23 protein-coding genes are annotated in these 23,046 nt (G+C 61.5%); 19 read left to right on the top strand and 4 right to left on the bottom strand.

Going from position 1 to position 23,046, the window contains the following annotated elements:
- From U741_RS0103300 to U741_RS0103275, 6 genes are all read left to right on the top strand, one after another.
- Positions 1–1,416, top strand: coding sequence for an FAD-dependent oxidoreductase (locus tag U741_RS0103300; RefSeq protein ID WP_029889068.1), 1,416 nt, complete (start codon positions 1–3; stop codon positions 1,414–1,416).
- A 209-nt stretch (positions 1,417–1,625) separates the two neighbouring features.
- A complete protein-coding gene (tal, locus tag U741_RS0103295) occupies positions 1,626–2,714 on the top strand; it encodes a transaldolase (protein WP_029889067.1) in 1,089 nt (362 codons plus the stop codon).
- A complete protein-coding gene (locus U741_RS0103290; RefSeq protein ID WP_029889066.1) occupies positions 2,711–3,337 on the top strand; it encodes a DUF480 domain-containing protein in 627 nt (208 codons plus the stop codon). Before tal ends, U741_RS0103290 begins: the two co-directional genes overlap by 4 nt.
- A gap of 79 nt (positions 3,338–3,416) precedes the next feature.
- Positions 3,417–4,190, top strand: coding sequence for a hypothetical protein (locus U741_RS19155; protein ID WP_152551474.1), 774 nt, complete (start codon positions 3,417–3,419; stop codon positions 4,188–4,190).
- Between the two features lie 123 nt (positions 4,191–4,313).
- The gene (locus U741_RS0103280) at positions 4,314–4,571 is read left to right on the top strand and encodes a type II toxin-antitoxin system Phd/YefM family antitoxin (protein WP_029889064.1); all 258 of its coding nucleotides are present in this window, start codon (positions 4,314–4,316) and stop codon (positions 4,569–4,571) included.
- The gene (locus U741_RS0103275) at positions 4,559–4,867 is read left to right on the top strand and encodes a type II toxin-antitoxin system RelE/ParE family toxin (protein WP_029889063.1); all 309 of its coding nucleotides are present in this window, start codon (positions 4,559–4,561) and stop codon (positions 4,865–4,867) included. Before U741_RS0103280 ends, U741_RS0103275 begins: the two co-directional genes overlap by 13 nt.
- 48 nt (positions 4,868–4,915) lie before the next feature.
- Here the strand turns inward: U741_RS0103275 and vapC are convergent, their stop codons facing one another.
- The 4 genes from vapC to prpR all read right to left on the bottom strand — a co-directional run bounded on the left by vapC (position 4,916) and on the right by prpR (position 8,323).
- Complete coding sequence (gene vapC, locus U741_RS0103270) at positions 4,916–5,317, bottom strand: type II toxin-antitoxin system VapC family toxin (RefSeq protein WP_029889062.1); 402 nt, start codon at positions 5,315–5,317, stop codon at positions 4,916–4,918.
- Entirely contained in the window at positions 5,314–5,508 is a 195-nt protein-coding gene (locus U741_RS0103265) for a type II toxin-antitoxin system VapB family antitoxin (protein WP_029889061.1), read from the bottom strand. Before U741_RS0103265 ends, vapC begins: the two co-directional genes overlap by 4 nt.
- A gap of 102 nt (positions 5,509–5,610) precedes the next feature.
- The gene (locus U741_RS0103260) at positions 5,611–6,726 is read right to left on the bottom strand and encodes a YncE family protein (RefSeq protein ID WP_029889060.1); all 1,116 of its coding nucleotides are present in this window, start codon (positions 6,724–6,726) and stop codon (positions 5,611–5,613) included.
- Between the two features lie 37 nt (positions 6,727–6,763).
- A complete protein-coding gene (gene prpR, locus U741_RS0103255; protein WP_029889059.1) occupies positions 6,764–8,323 on the bottom strand; it encodes a propionate catabolism operon regulatory protein PrpR in 1,560 nt (519 codons plus the stop codon).
- Between the two features lie 151 nt (positions 8,324–8,474).
- Here prpR and prpB point away from each other — a divergent pair, with 151 nt between their 5' ends.
- From prpB to U741_RS0103190, 13 genes are all read left to right on the top strand, one after another.
- A complete protein-coding gene (gene prpB / locus U741_RS0103250) occupies positions 8,475–9,359 on the top strand; it encodes a methylisocitrate lyase (RefSeq protein WP_029889058.1) in 885 nt (294 codons plus the stop codon).
- Between the two features lie 94 nt (positions 9,360–9,453).
- Positions 9,454–10,680, top strand: a complete 1,227-nt coding sequence (prpC, locus tag U741_RS0103245; RefSeq protein ID WP_084155017.1) for a bifunctional 2-methylcitrate synthase/citrate synthase — start codon at positions 9,454–9,456, stop codon at positions 10,678–10,680.
- Positions 10,681–10,724: 44 nt separating this feature from the next.
- Entirely contained in the window at positions 10,725–11,012 is a 288-nt protein-coding gene (locus U741_RS0103240) for a GIY-YIG nuclease family protein (RefSeq protein ID WP_043110179.1), read from the top strand.
- A 46-nt stretch (positions 11,013–11,058) separates the two neighbouring features.
- A complete protein-coding gene (gene acnD / locus U741_RS0103235; RefSeq protein ID WP_029889055.1) occupies positions 11,059–13,656 on the top strand; it encodes a Fe/S-dependent 2-methylisocitrate dehydratase AcnD in 2,598 nt (865 codons plus the stop codon).
- A gap of 37 nt (positions 13,657–13,693) precedes the next feature.
- On the top strand, positions 13,694–14,560 hold the full coding sequence (locus U741_RS0103230) for a DUF1295 domain-containing protein (RefSeq protein WP_029889054.1): 867 nt from the start codon (positions 13,694–13,696) through the stop codon (positions 14,558–14,560).
- 4 nt (positions 14,561–14,564) lie between these two features.
- Positions 14,565–15,071, top strand: a complete 507-nt coding sequence (locus U741_RS0103225; protein ID WP_052378443.1) for a DedA family protein — start codon at positions 14,565–14,567, stop codon at positions 15,069–15,071.
- 87 nt (positions 15,072–15,158) lie between these two features.
- The gene (locus U741_RS0103220) at positions 15,159–16,310 is read left to right on the top strand and encodes an NADH:flavin oxidoreductase/NADH oxidase (protein WP_029889052.1); all 1,152 of its coding nucleotides are present in this window, start codon (positions 15,159–15,161) and stop codon (positions 16,308–16,310) included.
- A 141-nt stretch (positions 16,311–16,451) separates the two neighbouring features.
- Positions 16,452–16,607 (top strand): hypothetical protein, encoded by a 156-nt coding sequence (locus U741_RS19400; RefSeq protein ID WP_161776106.1) that lies wholly within the window; start codon positions 16,452–16,454, stop codon positions 16,605–16,607.
- Positions 16,607–16,879, top strand: coding sequence for a PIN domain-containing protein (locus U741_RS17605; protein ID WP_052378442.1), 273 nt, complete (start codon positions 16,607–16,609; stop codon positions 16,877–16,879). The genes U741_RS19400 and U741_RS17605 overlap by 1 nt, the downstream gene beginning before the upstream one ends.
- Before the next feature lie 9 nt (positions 16,880–16,888).
- Positions 16,889–17,017 carry a hypothetical protein gene (locus U741_RS19840; protein WP_268844375.1) on the top strand — a complete coding sequence of 43 codons (129 nt, stop codon included), beginning with the start codon at positions 16,889–16,891 and terminating at the stop codon, positions 17,015–17,017.
- Between the two features lie 120 nt (positions 17,018–17,137).
- On the top strand, positions 17,138–20,230 hold the full coding sequence (locus U741_RS0103200; protein ID WP_029889051.1) for a type I restriction endonuclease subunit R: 3,093 nt from the start codon (positions 17,138–17,140) through the stop codon (positions 20,228–20,230).
- A gap of 11 nt (positions 20,231–20,241) precedes the next feature.
- The gene (locus tag U741_RS0103195) at positions 20,242–21,888 is read left to right on the top strand and encodes an HsdM family class I SAM-dependent methyltransferase (protein WP_029889050.1); all 1,647 of its coding nucleotides are present in this window, start codon (positions 20,242–20,244) and stop codon (positions 21,886–21,888) included.
- Positions 21,881–23,044, top strand: coding sequence for a restriction endonuclease subunit S (locus tag U741_RS0103190; RefSeq protein WP_200872663.1), 1,164 nt, complete (start codon positions 21,881–21,883; stop codon positions 23,042–23,044). The genes U741_RS0103195 and U741_RS0103190 overlap by 8 nt, the downstream gene beginning before the upstream one ends.
- The last annotated feature ends 2 nt before the right edge of the window (positions 23,045–23,046 follow it).

Below are 23,046 nucleotides of genomic sequence, written 5' to 3'. Positions count from 1 at the left end.
ATGGCAAAGAATCATCTTCAGTTTCTCGAAGTCTCCCGGCAAGACCCCAAAAAGGCGGCGGTGGAAGTGCGTATGCACGACTGGCGCGAGATCTACGCAGAATTTCCCGCCGAGCAGGCGGCCTCCCAGGCCGGCCGCTGCCTCGACTGTGGCAACCCGTATTGCGAGTGGAAGTGCCCGGTGCACAACTACATTCCCAACTGGTTGAAGATGGTTGAGGAAGGCAATCTGTTTGCCGCCGCCGAACTCAGCCACAAGACCAACTCGCTGCCGGAGATCTGCGGCCGCGTCTGCCCCCAGGACCGACTCTGCGAAGGCGCCTGCACGCTCAATGACGGCTTTGGTGCGGTCGCCATCGGCAGCATCGAAAAGTACATTTCGGACGAAGCCTTCAAGCAGGGCTGGCGCCCGGACATGAGCGCGGTCGAACTCACCGGCAAGAAGGTGGCCATCATCGGCGCCGGTCCGGCCGGGCTCGGCTGTGCCGACATTCTGGCGCGCAACGGCGTGCAGGCGGTGGTTTACGACCGCCACGCCGAAATCGGCGGCCTGCTGACCTTCGGTATTCCGCCGTTCAAGCTGGAAAAAGAAGTCGTCAAAACCCGTCGCGGCATCCAGGAATACATGGGCATCCAGTTTCGGCTGAACACCGAAATCGGCAAAGACGTGACCCTGGACCAACTGCTCGCCGAATACGACGCCGTGTTCCTCGGCATGGGCACTTACACCGCCATGACCGGCGACTTCCCCGGTGAAGATCTGCCGGGCGTGGTCTCGGCGCTGCCCTACCTGATCTCCAACATCAACCGCGTCATGGGCATCGAAAAAGATGCCGCCGACTTCATCGACATGGCCGGTCAGCGTGTTGTGGTGTTGGGCGGTGGCGACACCGCCATGGACTGCAACCGCACCGCCATTCGCCAACAGGCGGCCAACGTCTCCTGCGTTTACCGGCGTGACGAAGCCAACATGCCCGGCTCCAAGCGCGAAGTGGCCAACGCCAAGGAAGAAGGCGTGAAGTTCCTCTTCAACCGCCAGCCGGTGGCCATTGTCGGCAACGGCAAGGTCGAAGGCGTGAAGGTGGTTGAAACCCGCCTCAGCGCCCCCGACGGCCGCGGTCGCCGTCGTCCCGAAGTGGTCGAAGGCTCTGAACAGATCATCCCAGCCGACCGCGTGGTGATTGCCTTCGGCTTTCGCCCCAGCCCGGCCGAATGGTTGGAGCCCCACGGTGTCTCGCTGCACGAAGACGGCCGTGTGCGCGTGCACAAACACGCCGAGACGAAGCACAAGTTCCAGACCGCCAACCCGAAAATCTTTGCCGGCGGCGACATGGTGCGTGGCTCCGACCTGGTGGTCACCGCCGTGTTCGAAGGGCGCGAAGCAGCCGAGGCCATTCTGGAAACCTTGGGGCTCTGAGCGTCCCAGAGGTCAGTAGAAGCGTTCAACGCAAAGGCGCAAAGGAAACAAGAAAGGACGCAAAGTTTTTCTTGTTTCTTTTGCCTGGGCTTTCCTTTGCGTCCTTGTCTCACCCCTTCGCGCCTTTGCGTTGAAAGCTTGTGTGGCGACGGTCATTCAGGCCATCGGTTTATGCTGGTCACCTACTCAAACCTGATGTGGTGTTGCCGGTGAGCCGACTTGATGACGTATTTCCCCACGGCCAGTCGCTGTGGTTCGATTTCATTCGCCGTGACCTGCTCGACCAGGGCGGTCTGGCGCGACTGATTGATGAGTCCGCGATACGCGGGCTGACTTCCAACCCCGCCATATTCAAGCAGGCGATCGCCGGCACGGCGTTGTACGACGACGCGCTGCAAGCGCAGATCGATGCCGGGGAGCGCGACCCCGAAGCACTTTATGAAGCCTTGGCCATTGCCGACATTCAGCAGGCGGCCGATGCATTTGCCCCGCTGTACGCGCAAAGCGAAGGGCTCGATGGCTGGGTCAGCCTCGAGGTCTCGCCAACGCTGGCGCACGATGTCGAAGGCAGCGTCGCCGCCGCCAAGCGCCTGTCAGCGGCGGTGAATCGCCCCAATCTGATGATCAAGGTGCCGGGCACCCGCGCGGGCGTGAAGATCCTGCCGCAACTGCTCGCAGCCGGCATCTCGGTCAACGTCACCCTGCTGTTCGGCCGTGCCGCCTACCGCGCCATTGCCGATGCCTGGGTGGACGGCATGACGCAGTGGGTCAAAAGCGGCGGTGATCCAAAGGGCGTCGAAAGTGTCGCTAGTTTCTTCGTCAGCCGTATAGACGCCGCCGCCGACCCGAAGCTGCCCAAGGCCTTGCAGGGCACCACTGCCATCGCCAACGCGCGTGCCGCCTATGCCGATTTTCTGGCGTTGCTCGACACCCCGGCCGCGAAAGCCTTGCTGGAACAGGGTGTACGCCCGCAGCGCATGTTGTGGGCCAGCACCGGTACCAAGAACCCGGACTACTCACCGACGATGTACCTCGACGCGCTGATCGGCCCGCACACCGTCAACACCGTGCCGCCCGCCACGCTGGATGCGTTTCGTGACAGCGGCACCGTCACGCGCAGCCTCGACGTCGACCTGCCCGCCGCCGAACAGCAGTTGGCGAAAATCGCCGAGGCCGGCATCAAGCTCGACGACATCACCGACCAACTCTGCATCGATGGCATCGCCCAGTTCGAAACCGCCTACGCCGACCTGCTGGCGGCCGTGGCTGACAAGCGTGACCGGATGCTTGCCGCATGAGCATTCCGGAACTCAGCGAATCGGTCGCGCGGGTCATCGCCTCGCTGGTCGAAAAATCCATCAGCACGCCCGACTACTACCCGATGACCGTCAACGGCCTGCGCGCCGCCTGCAACCAGAAAAGTCAGCGGCATCCGCATCTGCAACTCACCGAAGCCGACGTGGGGCAGGCGCTGCGCGATCTGGAAACCCTGGGCTGGGCTGCGCGCGATGACCGCTTCGGCCGCAGCGAAAAATGGCGCCAACAGTTTCAGCACCAGATGCTGCTCAAGCGCGATACCCAGGCGGTGCTCGTCACCTTGATGCTGCGCGGCGCGCAAACGGTGGCAGAACTCAAATCCAACGCCGCCTACATCGGCGGGCCCGCCGACGCCGCAGCCGTCGAAGCCGCCCTGCAAGACCTTGCTGACCGCGGCACGCCACTGGTCAGTCAGCTACCCCGGCAAAGCGGCCAGGCCGCGACGCGGTGGGCGCATCGGCTTTGTGGCGAGCCAGAGGTGGAGGCTGCTATTTCGCCAGCAGCGGGTCGCGCGGGCGGCAGCAGCGCAGCGACCGAGGCCATGGAAGCCCGGCTCGCCGCATTGGAAGCGCGGGTAGCAGCGCTTGAGGCCCAGTGGACGTGAGTCGCGGAGCGGGGCTTTCGCTCGGATTGTGCGTCAGATTGATATCTAGTTTGCGTTGGGCATCACTGAAGGACACGCTATGACTCCAGATGAGCAGCAGTTGTTTGATCTTGTGCCAGCGGATGGGTCTTACAGCACAAATCCGGAGGTTCGGAGGCAACTAGGTTGGGAGTCAGATCGTTACTGGACTGTACGAAACAGTCTTATTGACCAGAACCTTCTTTCAGTAGCGCGTGGTCGTGGTGGCCTTGTCTGTCGCGTTACACAACCCGCTGCGCCACATGCGCCTCAACAACAGGTCCAAGTAGTTCCTCCGCCCATCAGGGAGGAAGAACTCTATCAACCAGCAGCGGCGGTTCTGAACGGTGAGTGGGCAAAGGAGAAGCGCCTTGAACGCTGGATTGTTCACACAACCGCAAGGCAAGGGCGCCGCGAAACCGGCGGGCGTTGGTCACGTCCCGACCTCGTCGTAGTCACTCAATCAATTTATCCCTACATTCCGGGCAGGCACTTCGACGTCATTACGTTCGAAGTCAAGCCAGCAGACGCTCTTGATGTAACTGCTGTGTACGAGGCATTGGCTCATCTTCGCGCCGCTACGAAGGCATACATACTTCTGCATGTGCCTGATGTCGATAAGGAGCACCTCGACGACTCGCTAAGTGAGATTTACTCAGAAGCTAAAAAACACGGAATTGGCGTGATCACCTTTAATCAACCTGGTGACTTCGCTGGGTGGGAGGAAATGGTTGAGCCTCTTCGTCGAGAGCCCGATCCGCGTCGACTAAACGACTTTCTGGCTACTCAATTTGAGCCTGGTCACCTTGAAACGTTGCTTCGATGGTTTCGGTAACGTGATGAATTACGGTGACACGTTACCCATTGCACTGATTAAATTGCCCACATCGGGCTAGTCGACGTTCCAACCGTTTTCGGGGCGCTTGCACCCTAAAAAGTGCCACTTTAGTATCACTGGATGCGCACTGAACTCGTCACCACGCTCAAGAGAAAGGCCACTGACCTGCTGTCGGATTTGGCCAAGGACAAGGCGCCCATCTTGATCACCCAGCATGGGCTGCCTTCGGCGTATCTCGTTGACGTGGACACCTACGAAAACCTCCAGGCCAAGTTGAAGCTGATGGAGGGCATCGCACGCGGGGAGCGTGCCGTAGAAGAGGGTCGCGCCGTCACAAGCAGTCAAGCCAAGGCCAAGATGGCCCGATGGTTGAAGTAATTTGGTCTGAGCCAGCGCTGGCCGATTTGGATGCGATTGCGGACTACATCGCGCTAGACAACCTTTCGGCGGCACAACAGCTTGTTCGGCGGATATTCGAACATGTGGATCAGCTCGAAGCGCACCCGGACAGTGGTTCGAAACCTGCGGAGTTCAGCGACTGGCGTTATCGCCAAATCATCGAGCCTCCGTGTCGCGTTCTTTATCGGCAAGACGTGGCGCAGCGTCGCGTTTCCATGTTGCACGTCATGCGCAGCGAACAGAAACTTCGTGGCAGCAATTGGGTGCGAGATTAGGGCGACGGCGTTACGACGATGGTTTGCGCTATCCGCGCCAAGGTTGCGTCAGGCACGCAGCAGCGCCCGCTGCAACCCCAAATGTTCATGAAAAGGCTCGAAGTCTCTGTCGGCCTGTAGCAGTGGCAGCTCGTGTTCGATGCAGTAGGTTGCAATGACGCAGTCAATCGTTTTTCGCACGGTGAGGCCTTTGGTTCGCAGCGCCCGGAAGTTTTTTGCGCTCTTTACGGCAATGTCCTTGCCCACGATTTCCAGCACGGCGACCGAGTCGAAGAGCGCCACGGCTGTTTGGAAGTCCTTGTCGTTTCGAAACCCTTGCAGCACTTCGGCGAGCATCAAGTCACCGATAGCTATTGGCCTTTGCCCGAGGCAGTCGGAAAGGAAGTTCACTTCGGCGGCTTCGGCGCCGTTGAAGAAGTCGATCCAAACGCTGGAATCAACCAGCATCACGAATCGGCTCTCATCTCATCCAGATCGCCTTCCCAGCGGAGCTTGCCTTTGAACTGTTGAATGCGCTCCTGCTTCTTTAGCGTAATCAGCGCCTTGAGGCCCATCTCGACGGCCTCTTTCTTGGTCCGCACGCCTGTCATCATCAAGGCGTCGGACATCAATGCGTCGTCAATCTCGATGTTGGTTCTCATAGATCGCCTAATGTGTATGTCGTTGCTTAATCGTACACATTACAGGCGGCAGGGTGCGCTTTTCAAGTCCGCCCGTGACACCGCGCGGTTGGGCTGCGTCTGTTAACAACCCGCCTTCAAACTCCTTAGCGGTGCCACATCAAAGCCCGCCACGCGGCCATCGGCCAGCACGGTGTAGAGGCGATTTCCCTGCAGGCTGAGGCTGCCGTGCATCGCCAGCGGCGGCATGGCGAAGCTCATGCGGTAGTCCAGCGTGTCGCGGTCGAAGGTATGCAGGTAGTGCCCGTTGTTGCCGCCATCGGTGGCCAGCCACAGACCCTCTTGGCTCGCTTCCCCGCAGGTCATTAGCGTGAGGCCAGAAATACTGCTGCGGAACACGCCGCCACCCGCGCTGCGGCCGGCGTAACGGCCATCGACGCCGTAGACGCGAATGCGGCGTGCGTCGCGGGTGTCGATGTCGGCAATCAGCAGCAGACGGTCGGTGGCGTCACCGGCAAGGGCATCGACCTGATAGAGCTGGCCATCGCCGCTGGGCTCGCCAAAGGCGCGAATGCTGCGGGCGCTCCAGCCCAGGGCGCCCTTCGACAGCGCGTATTGCTTGACCCTGCGGCGCAGCTCGCTGTTGTTTTGCGCGGCGCCCGAGACGTCATAGTTGTCGGTCACGTAGAGGTGATAACCCCAATCTGCCATGCGCACGGCCCACATCGACTGGGCGCGGTTGAGCGGCTGGTCGTCGCCATCGCCGAAGGTCAGCAGCGGTGCAAAATCGGGCAGTTGCAGTAGGTGAACGCGGCCGCTTTCGCGCTCGGCGACCAACAGCAGATCGTCGATGACGTGCAGCCGATGCGGTCGATCGAAGGCCTCATCGCCCTCTGGGGCAACGGTTTGCAGCAGGGCGCCGCTGTTGGCATCGAACACCCGCAGCGCGTTGCGCGTCGGCACGACGCCAATGATCAACCCGCGTCCCGCGCCCGACCAAGCGGCCGCGCCGCTGATGGGCGCGCCTTTGTCGGCCGGCGTGGTCACCGCCGGAGCGAGGGTGGTGATGGCGCCAAACTCGGTGACGTCCGGTTGTGCGGCGCCGGGGCTGGGCAACCAGCCGGGGCCGCTGGCGCAACCCGCAAGCAGAACCAGCGGGAGGGCGGCGAGATTCATCAGGTTTCGAAACATGGCGTCTTTGGCGTGCGTGAATTGCGGATGCCCGATAGTACGGCGCATGGCCGACGCTGGCCGGGAATCTTGCGTGAAAACGGTGTCAGCGAACGTCGCCAGCCCGCTTCAAACGTCGCCACAGGGTGCTGCGCGAAATCCCGAGCGCGCGGGCCAGCGCCTGCCGGTCACCGCCGTGCGCGCTGAGCAACGCGGGCAGGTCCGATGGGTCTTGCGGCATCGTTGGCGCGGCGGCCTGGCCCAGCTCGGGCGCCCACTGCTGCAGATCCCCCGCTTCGATGTCACGCCCGGCCTGCCCCAGGGTGCGGCAGCGCTCCAGCAGGTTGCGCAGCTCGCGCACGTTGCCGGGCCAGGCGTAGCGGCGCAGGCATTGCAGGGCCTCGGCCGAGAACCGCAGGCCGGGTTGCAGTTGCTCGATGAGCAGCGGCAAGTCATCGGGCCGCGACCGCAGCGGCGGCAATTGCACGCGCAGCACGTTGAGTCGGTAATACAGGTCGCGGCGGAAGCGCCCGGCGCGCAGGTCGGCGTCCAGATCACGGTGGGTGGCGGCGATGACGCGCAGGTCCACCGGCAAAGGCTGGATGCCGCCAACGCGCAGCACCTCGCGCTCTTCCAGCACGCGCAGCAGGCGGGTTTGTAAGGGCGAGGGCATTTCGCCGATCTCATCGAGCAGCAGGATGCCGCGATGTGCCGCTTCAATGAGGCCGGGCCTGCCGCCGCGCCGCGCGCCGGTGAAGGCGCCCTCCTCGTGACCGAACAGTTCGGCTTCGAGCAGGCTCTCGCTGAGCGCGCCACAGTTGATGGCCACGAAGGGCCCGCCGCTGCGGGGGCTCTGCGCATGCAACGCACGGGCAACGCGCTCCTTGCCGCTGCCGGTTTCACCAAGAATCAGCACGGTGGCGTCGCTGGCCGCGCAGCGCGTGACCTGTTCTCGCACTGCCCGCGCCACGCGGCTGTTGCCCGAGAAATCGGTGTCACGAGGGCGTGGCGTGCTGCGTTTTGATCGCGGCGGGGTGACCGGCCCGGGCGGGGCACCGCGACCTTGCAATAAGGTGCCGAGGTCCATCGCCTGCTCGAACGCGGCGCGCACCGAATCGGCCGAGTACAGCAGGATGCCGGCGATGCCCGCCTGCTCCGCCAGCTCGGTGACCAGGCCGGTGCCGACGATGACCTCGACGCCCTGCGCCACCAGTTCCGACACGCATTGGCGCGCATCTTCAGCAGTGACGAAGGCGCGCTGCGCAATGGGCAGATCGAATGCGCGGCGAAAGTCAGCGAAGGTCGGCATGTCGGACGCGTGGGTGATCACGCCGATGCGCTCAGAGCGTTGCCGCGCGCGGGTCAGGGCCTGCATCAGGTCGAAGCCGCTGGGGCGCACCAGCACCACCGGCAACTCGGCGCGTGCCTTCAGGTACGCGCCGTTGGACCCGGCCGACACCAGCACGTCAAAGGGTGGTTGCCCCGCCCGGCGGCGCAGGTAGCGCACCGCGTCTTCAAAGCCCAGCTTGACCAGTTCGATGTTGGCGCGACGACCGTCGAAGTCGGCAATCACGTCGCCCATCAACTCCGACAGCCGGGTCAGCGCGACCGCGCCAATCAGCAAGCGGCGCGGGCGGGCTTCTGCGAGGTCAGATGTATCAGCCATGTTTCATTGTGCGACACATGAAACATCATGGTGGGTCATGAAAGCGACTGATCACGGTTATCTCACTGATTCGTTTGAGGTTATTGCCCGCGCCGTCGGCTGGCATGCGTTTTGGGTAGGATCATCGTCCTTACTTTTGCAGGAGCGCACCATGACTGCTTCCGCCGGCGCCCGGTTCCGCGCTGCCCTTGCCGCCGAAAAGCCGCTGCAGGTGATCGGCGCCATCAACGCCAACCACGCCCTGCTCGCCAAACATGCGGGCTTCAAGGCCATCTATCTGTCGGGCGGCGGCGTGGCGGCCGGCTCGCTGGGCCTGCCGGATTTGGGCATCAACACGCTCGATGATGTGCTCACCGACACGCGCCGCATCACCGATGTGTGCGACCTGCCGCTGCTGGTCGACATCGACACCGGCTTCGGCGCCAGCGCGTTCAACATCGAGCGAACCGTCAAGAGCCTGATCAAGGCCGGAGCCGCCGCCTGCCACATCGAAGATCAGGTGGGCGCCAAGCGCTGCGGTCATCGTCCCGGCAAAGAGATCGTGTCGCAGGGTGAAATGGCGGACCGTGTGAAAGCTGCGGCCGACGCCAAGACCGACCCGGACTTTTTCCTGATTGCCCGCACCGACGCGATCCAGGTCGATGGTGTGGACGCCGCCATCGAGCGCGCCATTGCTTGCGCCGAAGCCGGGGCCGATGCGATCTTTGCCGAGGCGGCGTACGACCTGCCGACCTACAAGCGATTTGTCGACGCTTTGAAGGTGCCGGTGCTGGCCAACATCACCGAATTTGGCGCCACGCCGTTGTTCACGCGGGACGAGCTGGCGTCGGTGGGTGTGAGCATTCAGCTCTATCCGCTGAGCGCATTCCGAGCGGCCAACAAGGCGGCGGAGGCGGTCTACACTGCGGTGCGTCGCGATGGCCACCAGAAGCAGGTTGTCGACACGATGCAGACGCGCGCCGAGTTGTACGAGGCGATTGGGTACCACGCGTTCGAGAACAAGCTGGACGCCCTTTTTGCGAAGAGCAAGAAGTGAATCCAATCCCCCGCGAGGGCGGGGATCAGGTTCCGCAAACAACTTAAATCTGGACGCCCGCCGACGCGGGAATGACCGAAAAATGGAGACGATCATGAGCAAAACCACCCGCAAGGCCCCCGCCAAACCCAAGGCACCGGCCAAGGCCGCAGCGCCGGCCGCCGCCGTTGAAGCGGCGCCCGCACCGGCCTTCAAGCCGAAGAAATCGGTGGCGCTGTCCGGCACCGCCGCCGGCAATACCGCGCTGTGCACCGTCGGCCGCACCGGCAACGACCTGCACTATCGCGGCTACGACATTCTCGATGTCGCCACCACCTGCGAGTTTGAGGAAATCGCCCACCTGCTGGTGCACGGCAAGTTGCCGACCACGGCGGAACTGAAGGCCTACAAGGCCAAGCTCAAGGCCTTGCGCGGCCTGCCCGCGGCCGTGAAGGTCGCGTTGGAGCAACTGCCGCCGTCCGCCCACCCCATGGACGTGATGCGCACCGGCGTTTCAGTGCTGGGCTGCGTGCTGCCGGAAAAGGACGACCACAACCACCCCGGCGCGCGCGACATCGCCGACAAGCTGATGGCCTGCCTCGGCTCGATGCTGCTGTACTGGTATCACTTCGCGTTCAACGGCAACTACATTGATGTGGAAACCGACGACGACTCCATCGGCGGGCATTTCCTGCACCTGCTGCATCAGGAAAAGCCGCGTGATTCCTGGGTCAAGGCCATGCACACCTCGCTGGTGCTGTACGCCGAGCATGAGTTCAACGCTTCAACGTTCACCTCGCGGGTCGTGGCGGGCACCGGCTCGGACATGTACTCGGCCATCTGCGGCGGCATCGGCGCGTTGCGCGGGCCGAAGCACGGCGGCGCCAACGAAGTGGCTTTCGACATTCAGAAGCGCTACGACAATCCGGATGAGGCCGAGGCTGACATCAAGGCGCGCGTCGAGAAGAAGGAAGTGGTCATCGGCTTCGGCCACCCGGTGTACACGGTGAGCGATCCGCGCAACAAGGTGATCAAGCAGGTCGCCAAGTCGCTGTCAGCCGAAGAGAAGAACATGAAGATGTACGACATCGCCGAACGGCTGGAAACGGTGATGTGGGACATCAAGAAAATGTTCCCCAACCTCGACTGGTTCAGCGCCGTCAGCTATCACATGATGGGCGTGCCTACCGCCATGTTCACACCGCTGTTCGTGATTGCCCGCACCGCTGGCTGGAGCGCGCACGTCATCGAACAGCGCATCGACGGCAAGATCATCCGACCCAGCGCCAACTACACCGGCCCGGAAAACCTCAAGTTCGTGCCGATCAAGAATCGCCGCTAATCATCGTCATTCCCGCGCAAGCGGGAATCCAGACGGTCCGAGAATTGAACTACTACGTTTATCTGCTCGCCAGCGAACGAAACGGGACCCTCTATGTGGGGGTCACCAACAACCTGATTCGCCGCGTTTGGGAACACAAGAACGATGTCGTCGATGGTTTCACCAAGCGTTATTCGGTTCATCAGCTCGTCTGGTTCGAGGCCGCCGATAATCCCTCTGCGGCCATCCTCCGCGAGAAACAGATCAAGAAATGGAATCGCAGTTGGAAGCTGAAGCTGATTGAAGAAAAGAACCCGCAATGGATCGACCTTTACAACTCGATTGCAGGATGACTGGATTCCCGCTTTCGCGGGAATGACGGACCAAGAGAACACCCTTATGAACCAAGCCCACCGCAAAAACCTCCCCGGCACCACGCTGGACTACTTCGACGCCCGCGAGGCCGTTGACGCGATCCAGCCCGGTGCCTGGGCCAAGCTGCCGTACACCTCGCGGGTCTATGCCGAGAACATCGTGCGCAAGGGCGATCCGGCCATGGTCACCGCGTGGTTGGGTCAGTTGATCGAGCGCAAGCGCGATCTGGACTTTCCGTGGTTTCCGGCGCGGGTGGTGTGCCACGACATCCTCGGCCAGACCGCGCTGGTGGACCTGGCCGGTTTGCGCGACGCGATTGCCGACATGGGCGGTGACCCGGCCAAGGTGAACCCGGTGGTGCCGGTGCAGTTGATTGTCGATCACTCGCTGGCGGTGGAGCACGGCGGTTTTGAGAAGGACGCGTTTGCCAAGAATCGGGCGGTGGAAGACCGCCGCAACGATGACCGCTTCCACTTCATCAACTGGACCAAGCTGGCCTTCGAAAACATGGAGGTCATCCCGCCGGGCAACGGGATCATGCATCAGATCAACCTGGAACGAATGAGCCCGGTGATTTACACGGCCGACGGCGTCGCCTTCCCCGACACCTGCGTTGGCACCGACAGCCACACCCCGCACGTTGATGCCCTCGGCGTCATCGCCATTGGGGTTGGCGGCCTCGAAGCCGAGAACGTGATGCTGGGTCGTGCCTCGTGGATGCGCCTGCCCGACATCGTCGGGGTGGAGCTGAGCGGACGCCCCAAGGAGGGCATCACCGCCACCGACGTGGTGCTGGCGCTCACCGAGTTTCTGCGGCAATCCAAGGTCGTCGGCGCGTATCTGGAGTTCTACGGCGAGGGGGCGGCTGCGCTGACGTTGGGCGACCGCGCCACCATCTCCAACATGGCGCCCGAGTACGGCGCGACGGCGGCGATGTTCTTCATCGACCAGAACACGCTGGACTACCTGACCCTCACCGGTCGTGAAGACGAACAGGTGAAGTTGGTTGAAACCTACGCCAGGCACTGCGGCCTGTGGGCCGACGCGCTGAAGACCGCCGAGTACGAGCGCGTGCTGAAGTTCGACCTCTCCACCGTCGTGCGCAACATGGCGGGCCCGAGTAATCCGCACAAGCGCCTGCCGACCTCGGATCTGGCCGCGCGCGGCATCGCCGCCCAGTGGGCGCCGCCCGCCGACGGCCAGATGCCGGATGGTGCGGTGATCATCGCCGCCATCACCAGCTGCACCAACACCTCCAATCCGCGCAATGTCATCGCCGCCGGGCTGCTGGCGCGTAATGCCAACCGCGCAGGGCTGGTCCGGAAGCCGTGGGTGAAGTCTTCGCTGGCGCCCGGCTCCAAGGTGGTCGAAAGCTATCTGACAGAGGCCGGTCTGCTGAGCGAACTCGAAGCACTGGGCTTCGGCATCGTCGCCTTTGCCTGCACCACCTGCAACGGCATGAGCGGCGCGCTCGATCCGGTGATTCAAAAAGAGATCATCGATCGTGACCTTTACTCGGTGGCGGTGCTCTCGGGCAACCGCAACTTTGACGGCCGTATCCACCCCTACGCCAAGCAGGCCTTCCTGGCGAGCCCGCCGCTGGTGGTCGCCTACGCGATTGCCGGCACGGTGCGTTTCGACATCGAGAAAGACGTGCTCGGTGCCGACCCTGACGGCAAGCCGGTCACCTTGAAAGACCTGTGGCCATCGGACGCCGAGATTGACGCGGTCGTCGCCAAGGCAGTCAACCCCACACAGTTCCGCGCCGTGTACGAGCCGATGTTCCGCAAGCAGGTGGCCAACGGCGACACCATCAGCCCGCTGTACGACTGGCGCGAGATGAGCACCTACATCCGCCGCCCGCCGTATTGGGAAGGCGCGCTGGCGGGTGAGCCCAGTCTGAAAGGCCTGCGACCCCTCGCGGTGTTGCCCGACAACATCACCACCGACCACCTCTCGCCCTCCAACGCCATCATGATGGACAGCGCAGCGGGCGAGTACCTGCACAAAATGGGCGTGCCGGAAGAGGACTTCAACAGCTACGCCACCCATCGCGGCGACCACCTCACCGCGCAGCGCGCCACCTTCGCCAACCCCAAACTGATCAACGAAATGGTGGTGGTCGATGGCAAGGTGAAGCAAGGCTCACTGGCGCGCATCGAACCGGACGGCAGCATCGTGCGCATGTGGGAGGCCATCGAAACCTACATGCTGCGCAAGCAGCCGCTGATCATCGTTGCGGGCGCCGACTACGGTCAGGGCTCCTCGCGTGACTGGGCCGCCAAGGGCGTGCGTCTGGCCGGGGTGGAAGTCATCGCGGCCGAAGGTTTCGAGCGCATCCACCGCACCAACCTCGTTGGCATGGGCGTGCTGCCGCTGGAGTTCCAGCCCGGCACCACCCGCCTGACCCTGGGCATCGACGGCACCGAAACCTACGACGTTGAAGGCGCGCTTTCGCCGCGCGCCACCGTGACGCTGGTCATCACCCGCAAGGATGGTGAGCGGGTCGAGGTGCCGATGACCTGCCGCCTCGATTCCAACGAAGAGGTCTCGGTGTATCAGGCCGGCGGTGTGTTGCAGCGGTTTGCGCAGGACTTCCTGGCGCAGACGAAGGCGGCGTGAGAGGCTGATCCGCCCTTAACCGAACCCCGGGACGCCCATGCGCAACAGCGTTGCCTTTGTCATCTGCCTTGGCGTGACGCTGCTCGCGCTGGCGATTGCCGTGCTGCTTGATGCCGGAACCACCCCGGTGGCCGGCCTTCCCCTGCTGCCGACGCTCGCGCTGTTTGCGTTCGTGGTGCAGTGGCTGGTGTACGTGCCCTCGTTCATCAAGCAAACCGAGCATTACTACGACCTCGCCGGCTCGCTGACCTATGCCGGCGTCATCATCCTGGCCGTGCTGCTGACCGCGCCCGATCTGCGCGGCGGCGTGATGGCGGCACTGGTGCTGATCTGGTGCGCGCGGTTGGGCAGTTTTCTGTTCAAACGGGTCAAGCAGAGCGGCAAGGACGGCCGCTTCGACGACATCAAGCCGCACTGGGGGCGCTTTCTCATGGCCTGGACCTTCCAGGGGCTGTGGGTGTTCATGACCTTGCTGGCGGCGCTGCTGGCGATCACCTCCCCGGCGGCGACGGGCTGGGACCTGCTGGCCAGCCTGGGGCTGGCGGTCTGGGCTGCGGGCTTTGCCATCGAGGTGATTGCCGATCGGCAGAAATCGGCCTTCCGCGCCGATCCTGCGAACCGTGGGCGCTTCATCCGCCGCGGTCTCTGGGCCTGGTCGCGGCACCCGAACTACTTCGGTGAAATCCTGCTGTGGACCGGCATCGCCCTGATGGCCACGCCCACCTTCGCCGGCTGGCAGTGGCTGGGCTGGCTGTCGCCGCTGTTCGTCGCCTGGCTGCTGATGAAGGTCAGCGGCGTGCCGATGCTGGAGCAGCGTGCCGACGCCACTTGGGGCGGGCAGCCGGACTACGAGACTTACAAGGCCAAGACGCCGGTGCTCTTCCCGCGGCCGCCGCAGGCCTGAGGACATGATCGAAGCCATCCTTGCCTGGGCCAGCGAACACCGTGATCAGGCGCTATGGCTGGTGCCGCTGCTCGCCTTCATGGAAACCTGCGTCGGCGTCGGCCTGTTCGTGCCCAGCCTGATGCTGGTGATCGTCTGCTCGGTGTTCTACGCCAACGACTGGGCCAACCTCTGGTTGATGGCCGGCATGGCGCTGGTGGGCTCCTCGCTGGGCGACCATGTCGGCTACTACGTTGGCCGCGCACTTGGGCCAAAGGTCGAAGAAACGCGACTGGTGCAGCGGCATATCAACAAATGGCGGCGCACGGAGAACCTCGTTCGCCGCTACGGCCCCTGGGCGATTTTCATCGGCCGCTTCATTCCGGCGATCCGCAGCCTGGTCCCGGCGATGGTCGGGATCACCGACTTTCCGCGCTGGCGCTACACGCCACTGGACTTGGCCGCCTGTTCGCTGTGGGCGCTAGGCCTGGTGGCGATCGTGCGCGGGGCGCATGAAGTGTTCTTGCCCTGACGGCGAGACGGGTGATGGATGACTCGTCCGATGGCAGGCACGCTGATTGCTTCGTAGTTCAAACATGACGCCGTAAAGGAGTTGGTGATGCCGCATCTCTTCAGTCCCTACACCCTCAAGGGCGTGACCTTGCGGAACCGTATTGCGATGTCGCCGATGACGATGTACCGATCTGTCGACGGCCAAGCGGGGGACTACCACGTCATGCTCTATGGTTCGCGCGCTGCGGGCGGTTTTGGCCTAGTGTTTCCTGAGCAGATCGCGATCGTGCCGGAGGGACGCACCAGCACCAGCTGTGGTGGCCTGTGGAACGACGCTCAGATTCCTGGCTGGCAGCGGGTAACACGCATCATCAAAGAGTTCGGCGCGGTGCCTGCGATCCAGCTTGGCCACACCGGACGCAAGGGCAGCGAGAAAAAGCCGTGGCACGGCGGAGAACAGCTGCCGCCGGATCACCCTGAAGGCTGGCCGGTGGTGGGGCCGTCGAATGTGCCTTATGGCGGCCACCGCAACCACCCCGTTCACGAACTGACGCGAGCAGAGATCCATGCGATACACCGCGCCTACGCCGATGCGGCGCGTCGTGCCCTGGACGCTGGCTTTGAGTGGATGGAGCTGCACTTCGCACACGGTTATCTGGGTTCAAGCTTCTTTTCGCCCTTGGCCAACAAACGGATCGACGAATACGGCGGCAGCCTGCACAAGCGCCTTCGCTATCACCTCGAGGCGATCGACGCGGTGCGCGCCGTTTGGCCAGAACGATTTCCACTCACCATGCGCTTGGGGTCGGACGACCTGCACCCGGGCGGCGTCACCTTCGACGAGTCGATTGAGGCGGTCAAGCTGATGCGCGAGCACGGTCTGGATTTGGCCGATCTGAGCATTGGCTTCAACACCGACGAGATGAGCCCCGTGCCGTTTGGTGAAATGGCTTTCATGGTGGATCGCGCCGCGCGCCTGCGACGCGAGGTCGGCATCCCGGTCACTGCAAGCTGGAACCTCGGTTTGCCCAAGGTGGCCGATCAGATCATTCGCGATGAGATGCTGGACCTGGTGATGATTGGACGCCCGGCCCTCGCCAATCCGCACTGGCCGGTCTGGGCGGCACGCGAGCTGGAACATGAGGATCCTTACGCGCTGGTCCCCGAGGACTGGGCGTGGTGGTTGCGTGCCTTCCGGGCACACCCCGACTGCGCGGGCTGGCCCGAGCCTGCAGCAAAGCATGATGCAGTGATGTGATTGCATCAACGCATCATCTTTGTCGGGGTGCGAACAATGCGCACCACCCGTGATCTTGACGATGACCTGCTGGCGGCCGCCAAGGAGCTGGCGCGGCGCGAGCGCAAAGTGCCGGGCTGATCGTCTCCGACCAGATGCGCAATGGCCTCACCGGCCAAGATGCGGCAGCCCCCACGCCCGGCCGACAGCACCGTCGCCGAGCCGGAATCGTTTTATGGTCTGCGCCCGTTCCCCTCACGCGGTGTCGTGGTCACCAACGAGATGATCGATCAACTGAGGGACAAGTTGGGCAGCTGATGAGAGCACTGCTGGATGTCAACGTCCTCATCGCGCTACTCGACGGTGGTCACGCCCAGCATCGAATCGCCTTGGGCGGGTTTGTTGCGAACGCCAAATCCGGCTGGGCTGCGTGTCCGCTGACGCCGAGCGGCTTCCTGCGCATTCTCTCTGTCACGCGCGCTTACCCACGACCGCTGCCGATGCTCACCGTTGTCGAATGCTTGCGGCGGTTCACCGCCGAGAGCGTCCACCAGGTCTGGCCGGATGACCTGAGCGTGCTCGACGATTAGCGTGTCACCATGCACCGCCTGAGCGGCCCCGGCCGGGTTACCGATGCCCTGGCGGTGAAGCACGGCGGCCGGCTGGTGACCTTTGACGAACGCATCTCGATCAACACCGCCCCAGGCGGGGCGCCCCTGACAACCTGACGATTCTCTAGGTCCAAAAGACATGGCCAACGTCCCTCGAATCAAGACCTCAGCCGTCTGTGCGCCAGGCGGCAACTTGTCGTGATGTGGCACGCTGACCTGATGGCCAGAGGGCATTAAGTGAGCACCTTCAACGAAGACTCCCGGGTGAAGATTCCGGCGCTGCTGCATCTCACCCGACTCGGATATCGCTACCTGTCGTTGAAAGAGGCTACCTGGGACAAGCGAAACAATATTTTCCCCGACCTCTTCCACGAGGCGGTCACTCGCATCAACCCCGACGTCAGTACAGGCGTTGCCGATACCCGTCGCCTGTTGGAGTTGATTCACATAGACCTGCAGAACGAGGACGTTGGCAAAGCGTTTCACAAGCGGCTGATCGCCCGCTCGGGCACAAGGCTTATTGACTTCGAGAACCTCGACAACAATAGCTTCCATGTGGTGACCGAGCTTCCGTTCGAGAGTGGCGAAGACAATTTCCGGCCTGACATCACGCTGCTCATCAACGGCATGCCGCTGGCGCTGATTGAGGTCAAAAAGCGCTTGAACCCCGGGGGAATTCTCGAAGAGCGTCGTCGGATGGACCGTCGCCACGCCAACCCCAAGTTCAGGCACTTCTTCAACCTGACCCAGCTTATGGTCTTCTCCAACAACATGGAGTACGACGACGCGTCACTTGAGCCAATCCAAGGCGCGTTCTATGCGGCCTCGACCTACGGCGAAGCCCACTTCAACTATTTTCGGGAGGAACGGCAGAGCGCCCTCGCCAGCGCTGTGGGCCCTTTGGATGCACACACCGAAGATCAGATCCTGGGCGATACCCACTTGGTCAGCATCAAGGGCACGCCAGAGCTCGAACGCAACAAGTCGCCCGAGACGCCCACGCATCGGCTTTGCAGCTCGCTGTTCAGTCGGCAGCGTCTCGCATTCATCCTTCGCTATGCGTTTGCCTATTTGGATGCCGAGGGCGGCACTCAGAAGCACGTCATGCGCTATCCGCAGATGTTCGCCACCATGGCCATTGCCGACAAGCTCGACACTGGCGCGCGCAAGGGCATTGTTTGGCACACGCAAGGCAGCGGGAAGACGGCGCTTGCCTACTACAACGTTGGCTATTTAACCGACTGGTTCCAGCGTCGCGGACAGGTTGCACGCTTCTATTTCATCGTCGACCGCCTGGATCTTCTCAAACAGGCCCGTGATGAATTCCGCTTGCGCGGCATGACCGTTCACGTCATCGACAGCCGTGACGACTTTGCGCGCGACATCAAGAAAACCGTTGTCGTCAACAATGATCGTGGTGCACCCGAAATTACCATCGTCAATATTCAGAAATTCAAGGACGACCCTGACGTTGTCGCCCCGCAGGATTACAGCCTCAACATGCAGCGCGTGTACTTCCTTGACGAAGTTCATCGCAGCTACAACCCCAGGGGCAGCTTTCTCGCCAACCTGGAGCAGTCGGACCGCAGCGCCATCAAGATCGGACTTACTGGCACCCCCTTGATTGGCGAACAGGCAGCTTCCAAAGCCCTGTTCGGTGACTACTTCCACAAGTATTACTACAACGCCTCCATCGCCGACGGCTACACCCTGCGTCTGATTCGCGAAGAGATCGCCACCTACTACCGCATGCAGTTGCAGCAGGCGCTGCAAAGCATTCAGGTGCAGCAGGGAGGCATCGAGCGCAGGGCGCTGTACGCCCACCCCCGCTTTGTTGCCGCCATGCTGGATTACATCCTGCGTGACTTTTATCAAGCGCGGATTGCGCACGGCGACACCAGCATCGGCGGCATGGTCATTTGCGATAGTGCGGAGCAGGCGCGTGAGCTGTTCTCGCAGTTCGAGCAAATGGCCAAAGCCCAAGTGGACGTTGCGGCCGAGTCTGCCAACGAGCCCGATTTTCAAGCATTGAAGGTGGCCCACCCCAACCCCGCCTACGACAAGCCGCCCATGACGGCCGCATTGATCCTTCACGACGAGGGCGACAAGGCGTTCCGTGAAGCTCAGGTCAAAGCCTACAAGCAGGGCAAGACGGACTTGCTGTTCGTTTACAACATGTTGCTCACCGGTTTCGACGCCCCGCGTCTTAAAAAGCTGTACTTCGGGCGCGTCATCAAAGACCACAATCTTTTGCAGGCGCTAACCCGCGTCAACCGTCGATACAAAGACTTCCGCTACGGCTACGTGGTCGACTTTGCTGATATTCAAGCCGAGTTCGACAAGGCCAATAAAAGCTACTACGACGAGCTCACCGCCGAACTCGGCGACGAGATGCAGCATTACAGCAACCTGTTCAAAACCGCAGACGAAATCCGCGCCGACATCGATGCAATAAAAACCGCGCTGTTCGATTACGCACTCGACAACGCCGAACTGTTCTCCGAGCAAGTGGGCAACATCCAGCATCGCCCAACACTGCTGGCCATCGTCAGGGCGCTGGCCACCGCCAGAGAGCTGCACAACCTGATTCGCTTGAGTGGGCAGGACGAATTGAAGGCCCTGATCGACTTCAGCAAGCTGCGCTTGCTTCATATTGAGGCGCAGAACGCACTGGCGGCACTGAACCTCAAGCAGCAACTGGAACAAGCTCACGACACCAGCAGCCTGCTCAATCAGGCGCTGGAAGACGTTATTTTCAAATTCGAAAAAATCGGCGAAGCCGAGCTGAAGCTTGCCGACGAGCTCAAGGACACCTTGCGCCGCACCCGCGAAACCCTGGGGGGCACGCAAGACCCGACCGACCCCAAATGGATTGCGCTGAAAGAGGAACTTGAGCGCCTGTTCAAGAAGAAGAAGTTGAGCGAAGTCGGCCAAGACGAGATGAAAGCCAACATTGCCGAGCTGGGTGCCATCGAGCGCAAGGCCCGCAGCCTCAATCACGACAACGCCAATCTACAAGCCAAATACGGTGGCGATGCCAAACTGATGCGCGTCCACAAGCGTCTGCTCGAATCGGGGCGGCTTGGCAGCAACCCCATCGAAGTCCACACGGCGCTGTCCGGCATCAAGCAGGATGCCGACCGTGCACTGCTTGGCAACCGCCAGCTTCTGGGCAACCCCGACTATTTCGAGCGGCAGCTCATGCCCATGGTGTTCCGCAGTTTTCGAGGCGCCCGGCCGCCAGGGCCAGATGCGGACACCTGCAAACTCATCAATCAGCTGCTGGTGCGCGAATACCTCAACGAATCCCAGGGCCGTTTGGCTTTCTGACACACATCAAAATGACCCAACCCAGCTACCAGCAACAATCGCGTGACCTGATCGACGGCCTCAAATCTGTTTGCGCCCACCATGGCCTTGGCAATGACGGCAACGAATACAAAATTATCGTCCAGGTCTTTTTATACAAGCTGCTCTGCGACAAATTCGCCTGGGAGATGAAGCGGCTGGAGTCGAATCTGGCCGAGTCTGAAGACTGGATCGCCGCTTGGCACAAACTACCCGAGAGTGAGCGAGATCTGCTGGAGCTCCAACTCGGCCCAGACGTGCCACGCCTGCAGCCGGAGCAACTCATCCCCAGCCTCTTCAACCGTCAGAGTGAACCCGGCTTCGCCCGCCTGTTCGACGACAAATTGATCGAGATCGCCGCCGCCAACCACGACATATTCGCCGTGCGTACCGAGGACGGCGAAAAGGTGCCGCTGTTTGACCGCCTGAGTGAATACGTCACCAGCGGTGCCGACAAGCGCGACGCCTTCTGCCGCGCCATGATGAACAAGCTGGCCGCCTTTAGCTTCGAGCATCTGTTCAGCCAAAAGTACGACTTCTACGCCGCCCTGTTCGAGTACCTCATCAAGGACTACAACAAGGACAACGGCGGCAAGTACGCCGAGTACTACACCCCGCACGCCGTCGCCACCGTCATGGCCGAAATTCTTGTGCCGCAGGCTCAGCGCGGCACCGTGCAGAACGTTACCTGCTACGACCCGGCCTCCGGGTCAGGGTCACTGCTCATGGCGGTTGCCCACGCCATTGGCGAAGATCGATGCAGCATTTGGGCGCAGGATGTCTCGCAAAAATCTTCCAGCCTGCTTCGCCTCAACCTCGTGCTCAACAAGCTGGTGCACAGCATCCCCAACATCGTGCAGGGCAACACCATTCTGCATCCCTTTCACAAGGACGCCCACGCACCCAGCAAGCTGCAGAAGTTCGATTACATCGTCTCCAACCCGCCGTTCAAGATGGACTTCTCGGATTTCCGCGACGACCTCGACAGCGACGCCAACATGTGGCGCTTTTTTGCGGGCATTCCCAAGGTGCCCACCAAGGCCAAGGACAAGATGGCCATCTACCTCTTGTTCATCCAACACATCATTCATTCATTGAAAGAGGGCGGAAAGGCTGCCGTGGTGGTGCCCACCGGCTTCATCACCGCCGCCAACGGCATCGAGAAAACCATCCGCCAGAAACTGGTGGACGAAAAATGGATTGCGGGCGTGGTGTCTATGCCCAGCAACATCTTCGCCACCACCGGCACCAATGTTTCGATTCTGTTCATTGATAAAGCCAGCCGCGACAGCGTGGTGCTGATTGACGCCTCCGGCCTCGGCACCAAGGTCAAGGAAGGCAAGAACCAGAAAACCCTGCTGAGTGGCGAGGAAGAACAGCGCATCGTCACCACCTTCAACGCCCGTGAGGCGGTGGAGGATTTCTCCGTGGTGGTCGGCCACGAGGCGATCAAGGCCAAAAACTACTCGCTGAGTGCGGGCCAGTATTTCGATGTGAAGATTGAGTACTTGGACCTCACGCCGGAGGAGTTCGCGGCGAAGGTCGGTGGCCACAAAGAGCGCCTTGCAGCGATGTTCAAGCAGTCCCATGAGTTGGAGAAGAAAGTCCAAGGTTCGCTTGGAGAATTGCATCTTGTCTAGTCCCTATACCCTCGAAGAGGCGTGTGAAATCCGTACCGGCAAGCTTGACGCAAATGAAGCTAATTTGGGCGGTAGATACCCTTTCTTCACCTGTTCATCTGAACCTTCAAGAATTGATCATTTCGCTTTTGATCAATCTGCAGTTCTTGTTGCGGGCAACAATGCCCAGGGCAATTTTCATGTTCAAAGGTATATCGGAAAATTCAATGCGTACCAGAGAACTTATGTTCTGTCGGCAAAGCCCGGCTTTGAGTTGGACTATGTGTTCTATGCATTGAAGTTGGCGTTGCGGTCACTCAAAGAACAGGCTCAAGGGTCTCAAACGAAATTCTTGACCATGCCCTTGCTAACCAGTCTTCCGGTTGGCACTCATTCATCCAGCGATCAAACGAAAATCAGCGCCGTCCTCTCCGCCCTCGACGCCAAGATTGACCTCAACAACCGCATCAACGCCGAGCTGGAATCGTTGGCGAAGACAATCTACGACTACTGGTTTGTGCAGTTCGACTTCCCCGACGCAAACGGCCGCCCCTTTAAAACCAGCGGCGGCAAGATGGCATACAACCCCACCCTCAAACGCGAGATTCCGGCGGGGTGGGAGTTTGGGTCGTTATGGAGCATCGCCCAGTACACCAATGGGCTGGCGATGCAGAAATATCGGCCGCAAGGCGACGACTACTTACCCGTAATCAAAATCAAGGAGATGAGCGACGGCTTCTCGCCGGACACGGAACGTGCGAGTCCTTCTATCCCGAGCAAAGTGATCGTTGAGGATGGCGACGTTTTGTTTTCTTGGTCCGCAACGCTCGCCGTCCAAATCTGGAGCTGCGGTCGTGGTGCTCTCAACCAACATATTTTCAAGGTGACATCCAAGAAATATCCACGGAGCTTCTTCTACTTCGAGCTTTTGAACTATCTCGACCATTTCAAAATGATGGCCGAGAAGCGAAAGACCACGATGGGCCACATCACTTTGGATCATCTTCGGCAGAGCTTCGTGGTTACTCCTCCGCTGCCGTTGATTCAAAGGCTCGAACAGATAGTGCTGCCTATGTTTGACCAGCAGCTTGGCTTGAATCAACAGACCCTGGAGTTGATAAAGCTCCGCGACTGGCTGCTCCCCCTGCTGATGAACGGCCAGGTACAGGTGAGGTAACC

This window comes from Polycyclovorans algicola TG408 (assembly GCF_000711245.1).
Lineage (GTDB): Bacteria > Pseudomonadota > Gammaproteobacteria > Nevskiales > Nevskiaceae > Polycyclovorans > Polycyclovorans algicola.
The sequence above is the reverse complement of the archived record's forward strand: the minus strand, read 5'-3'. Positions and strand labels throughout refer to the sequence as shown.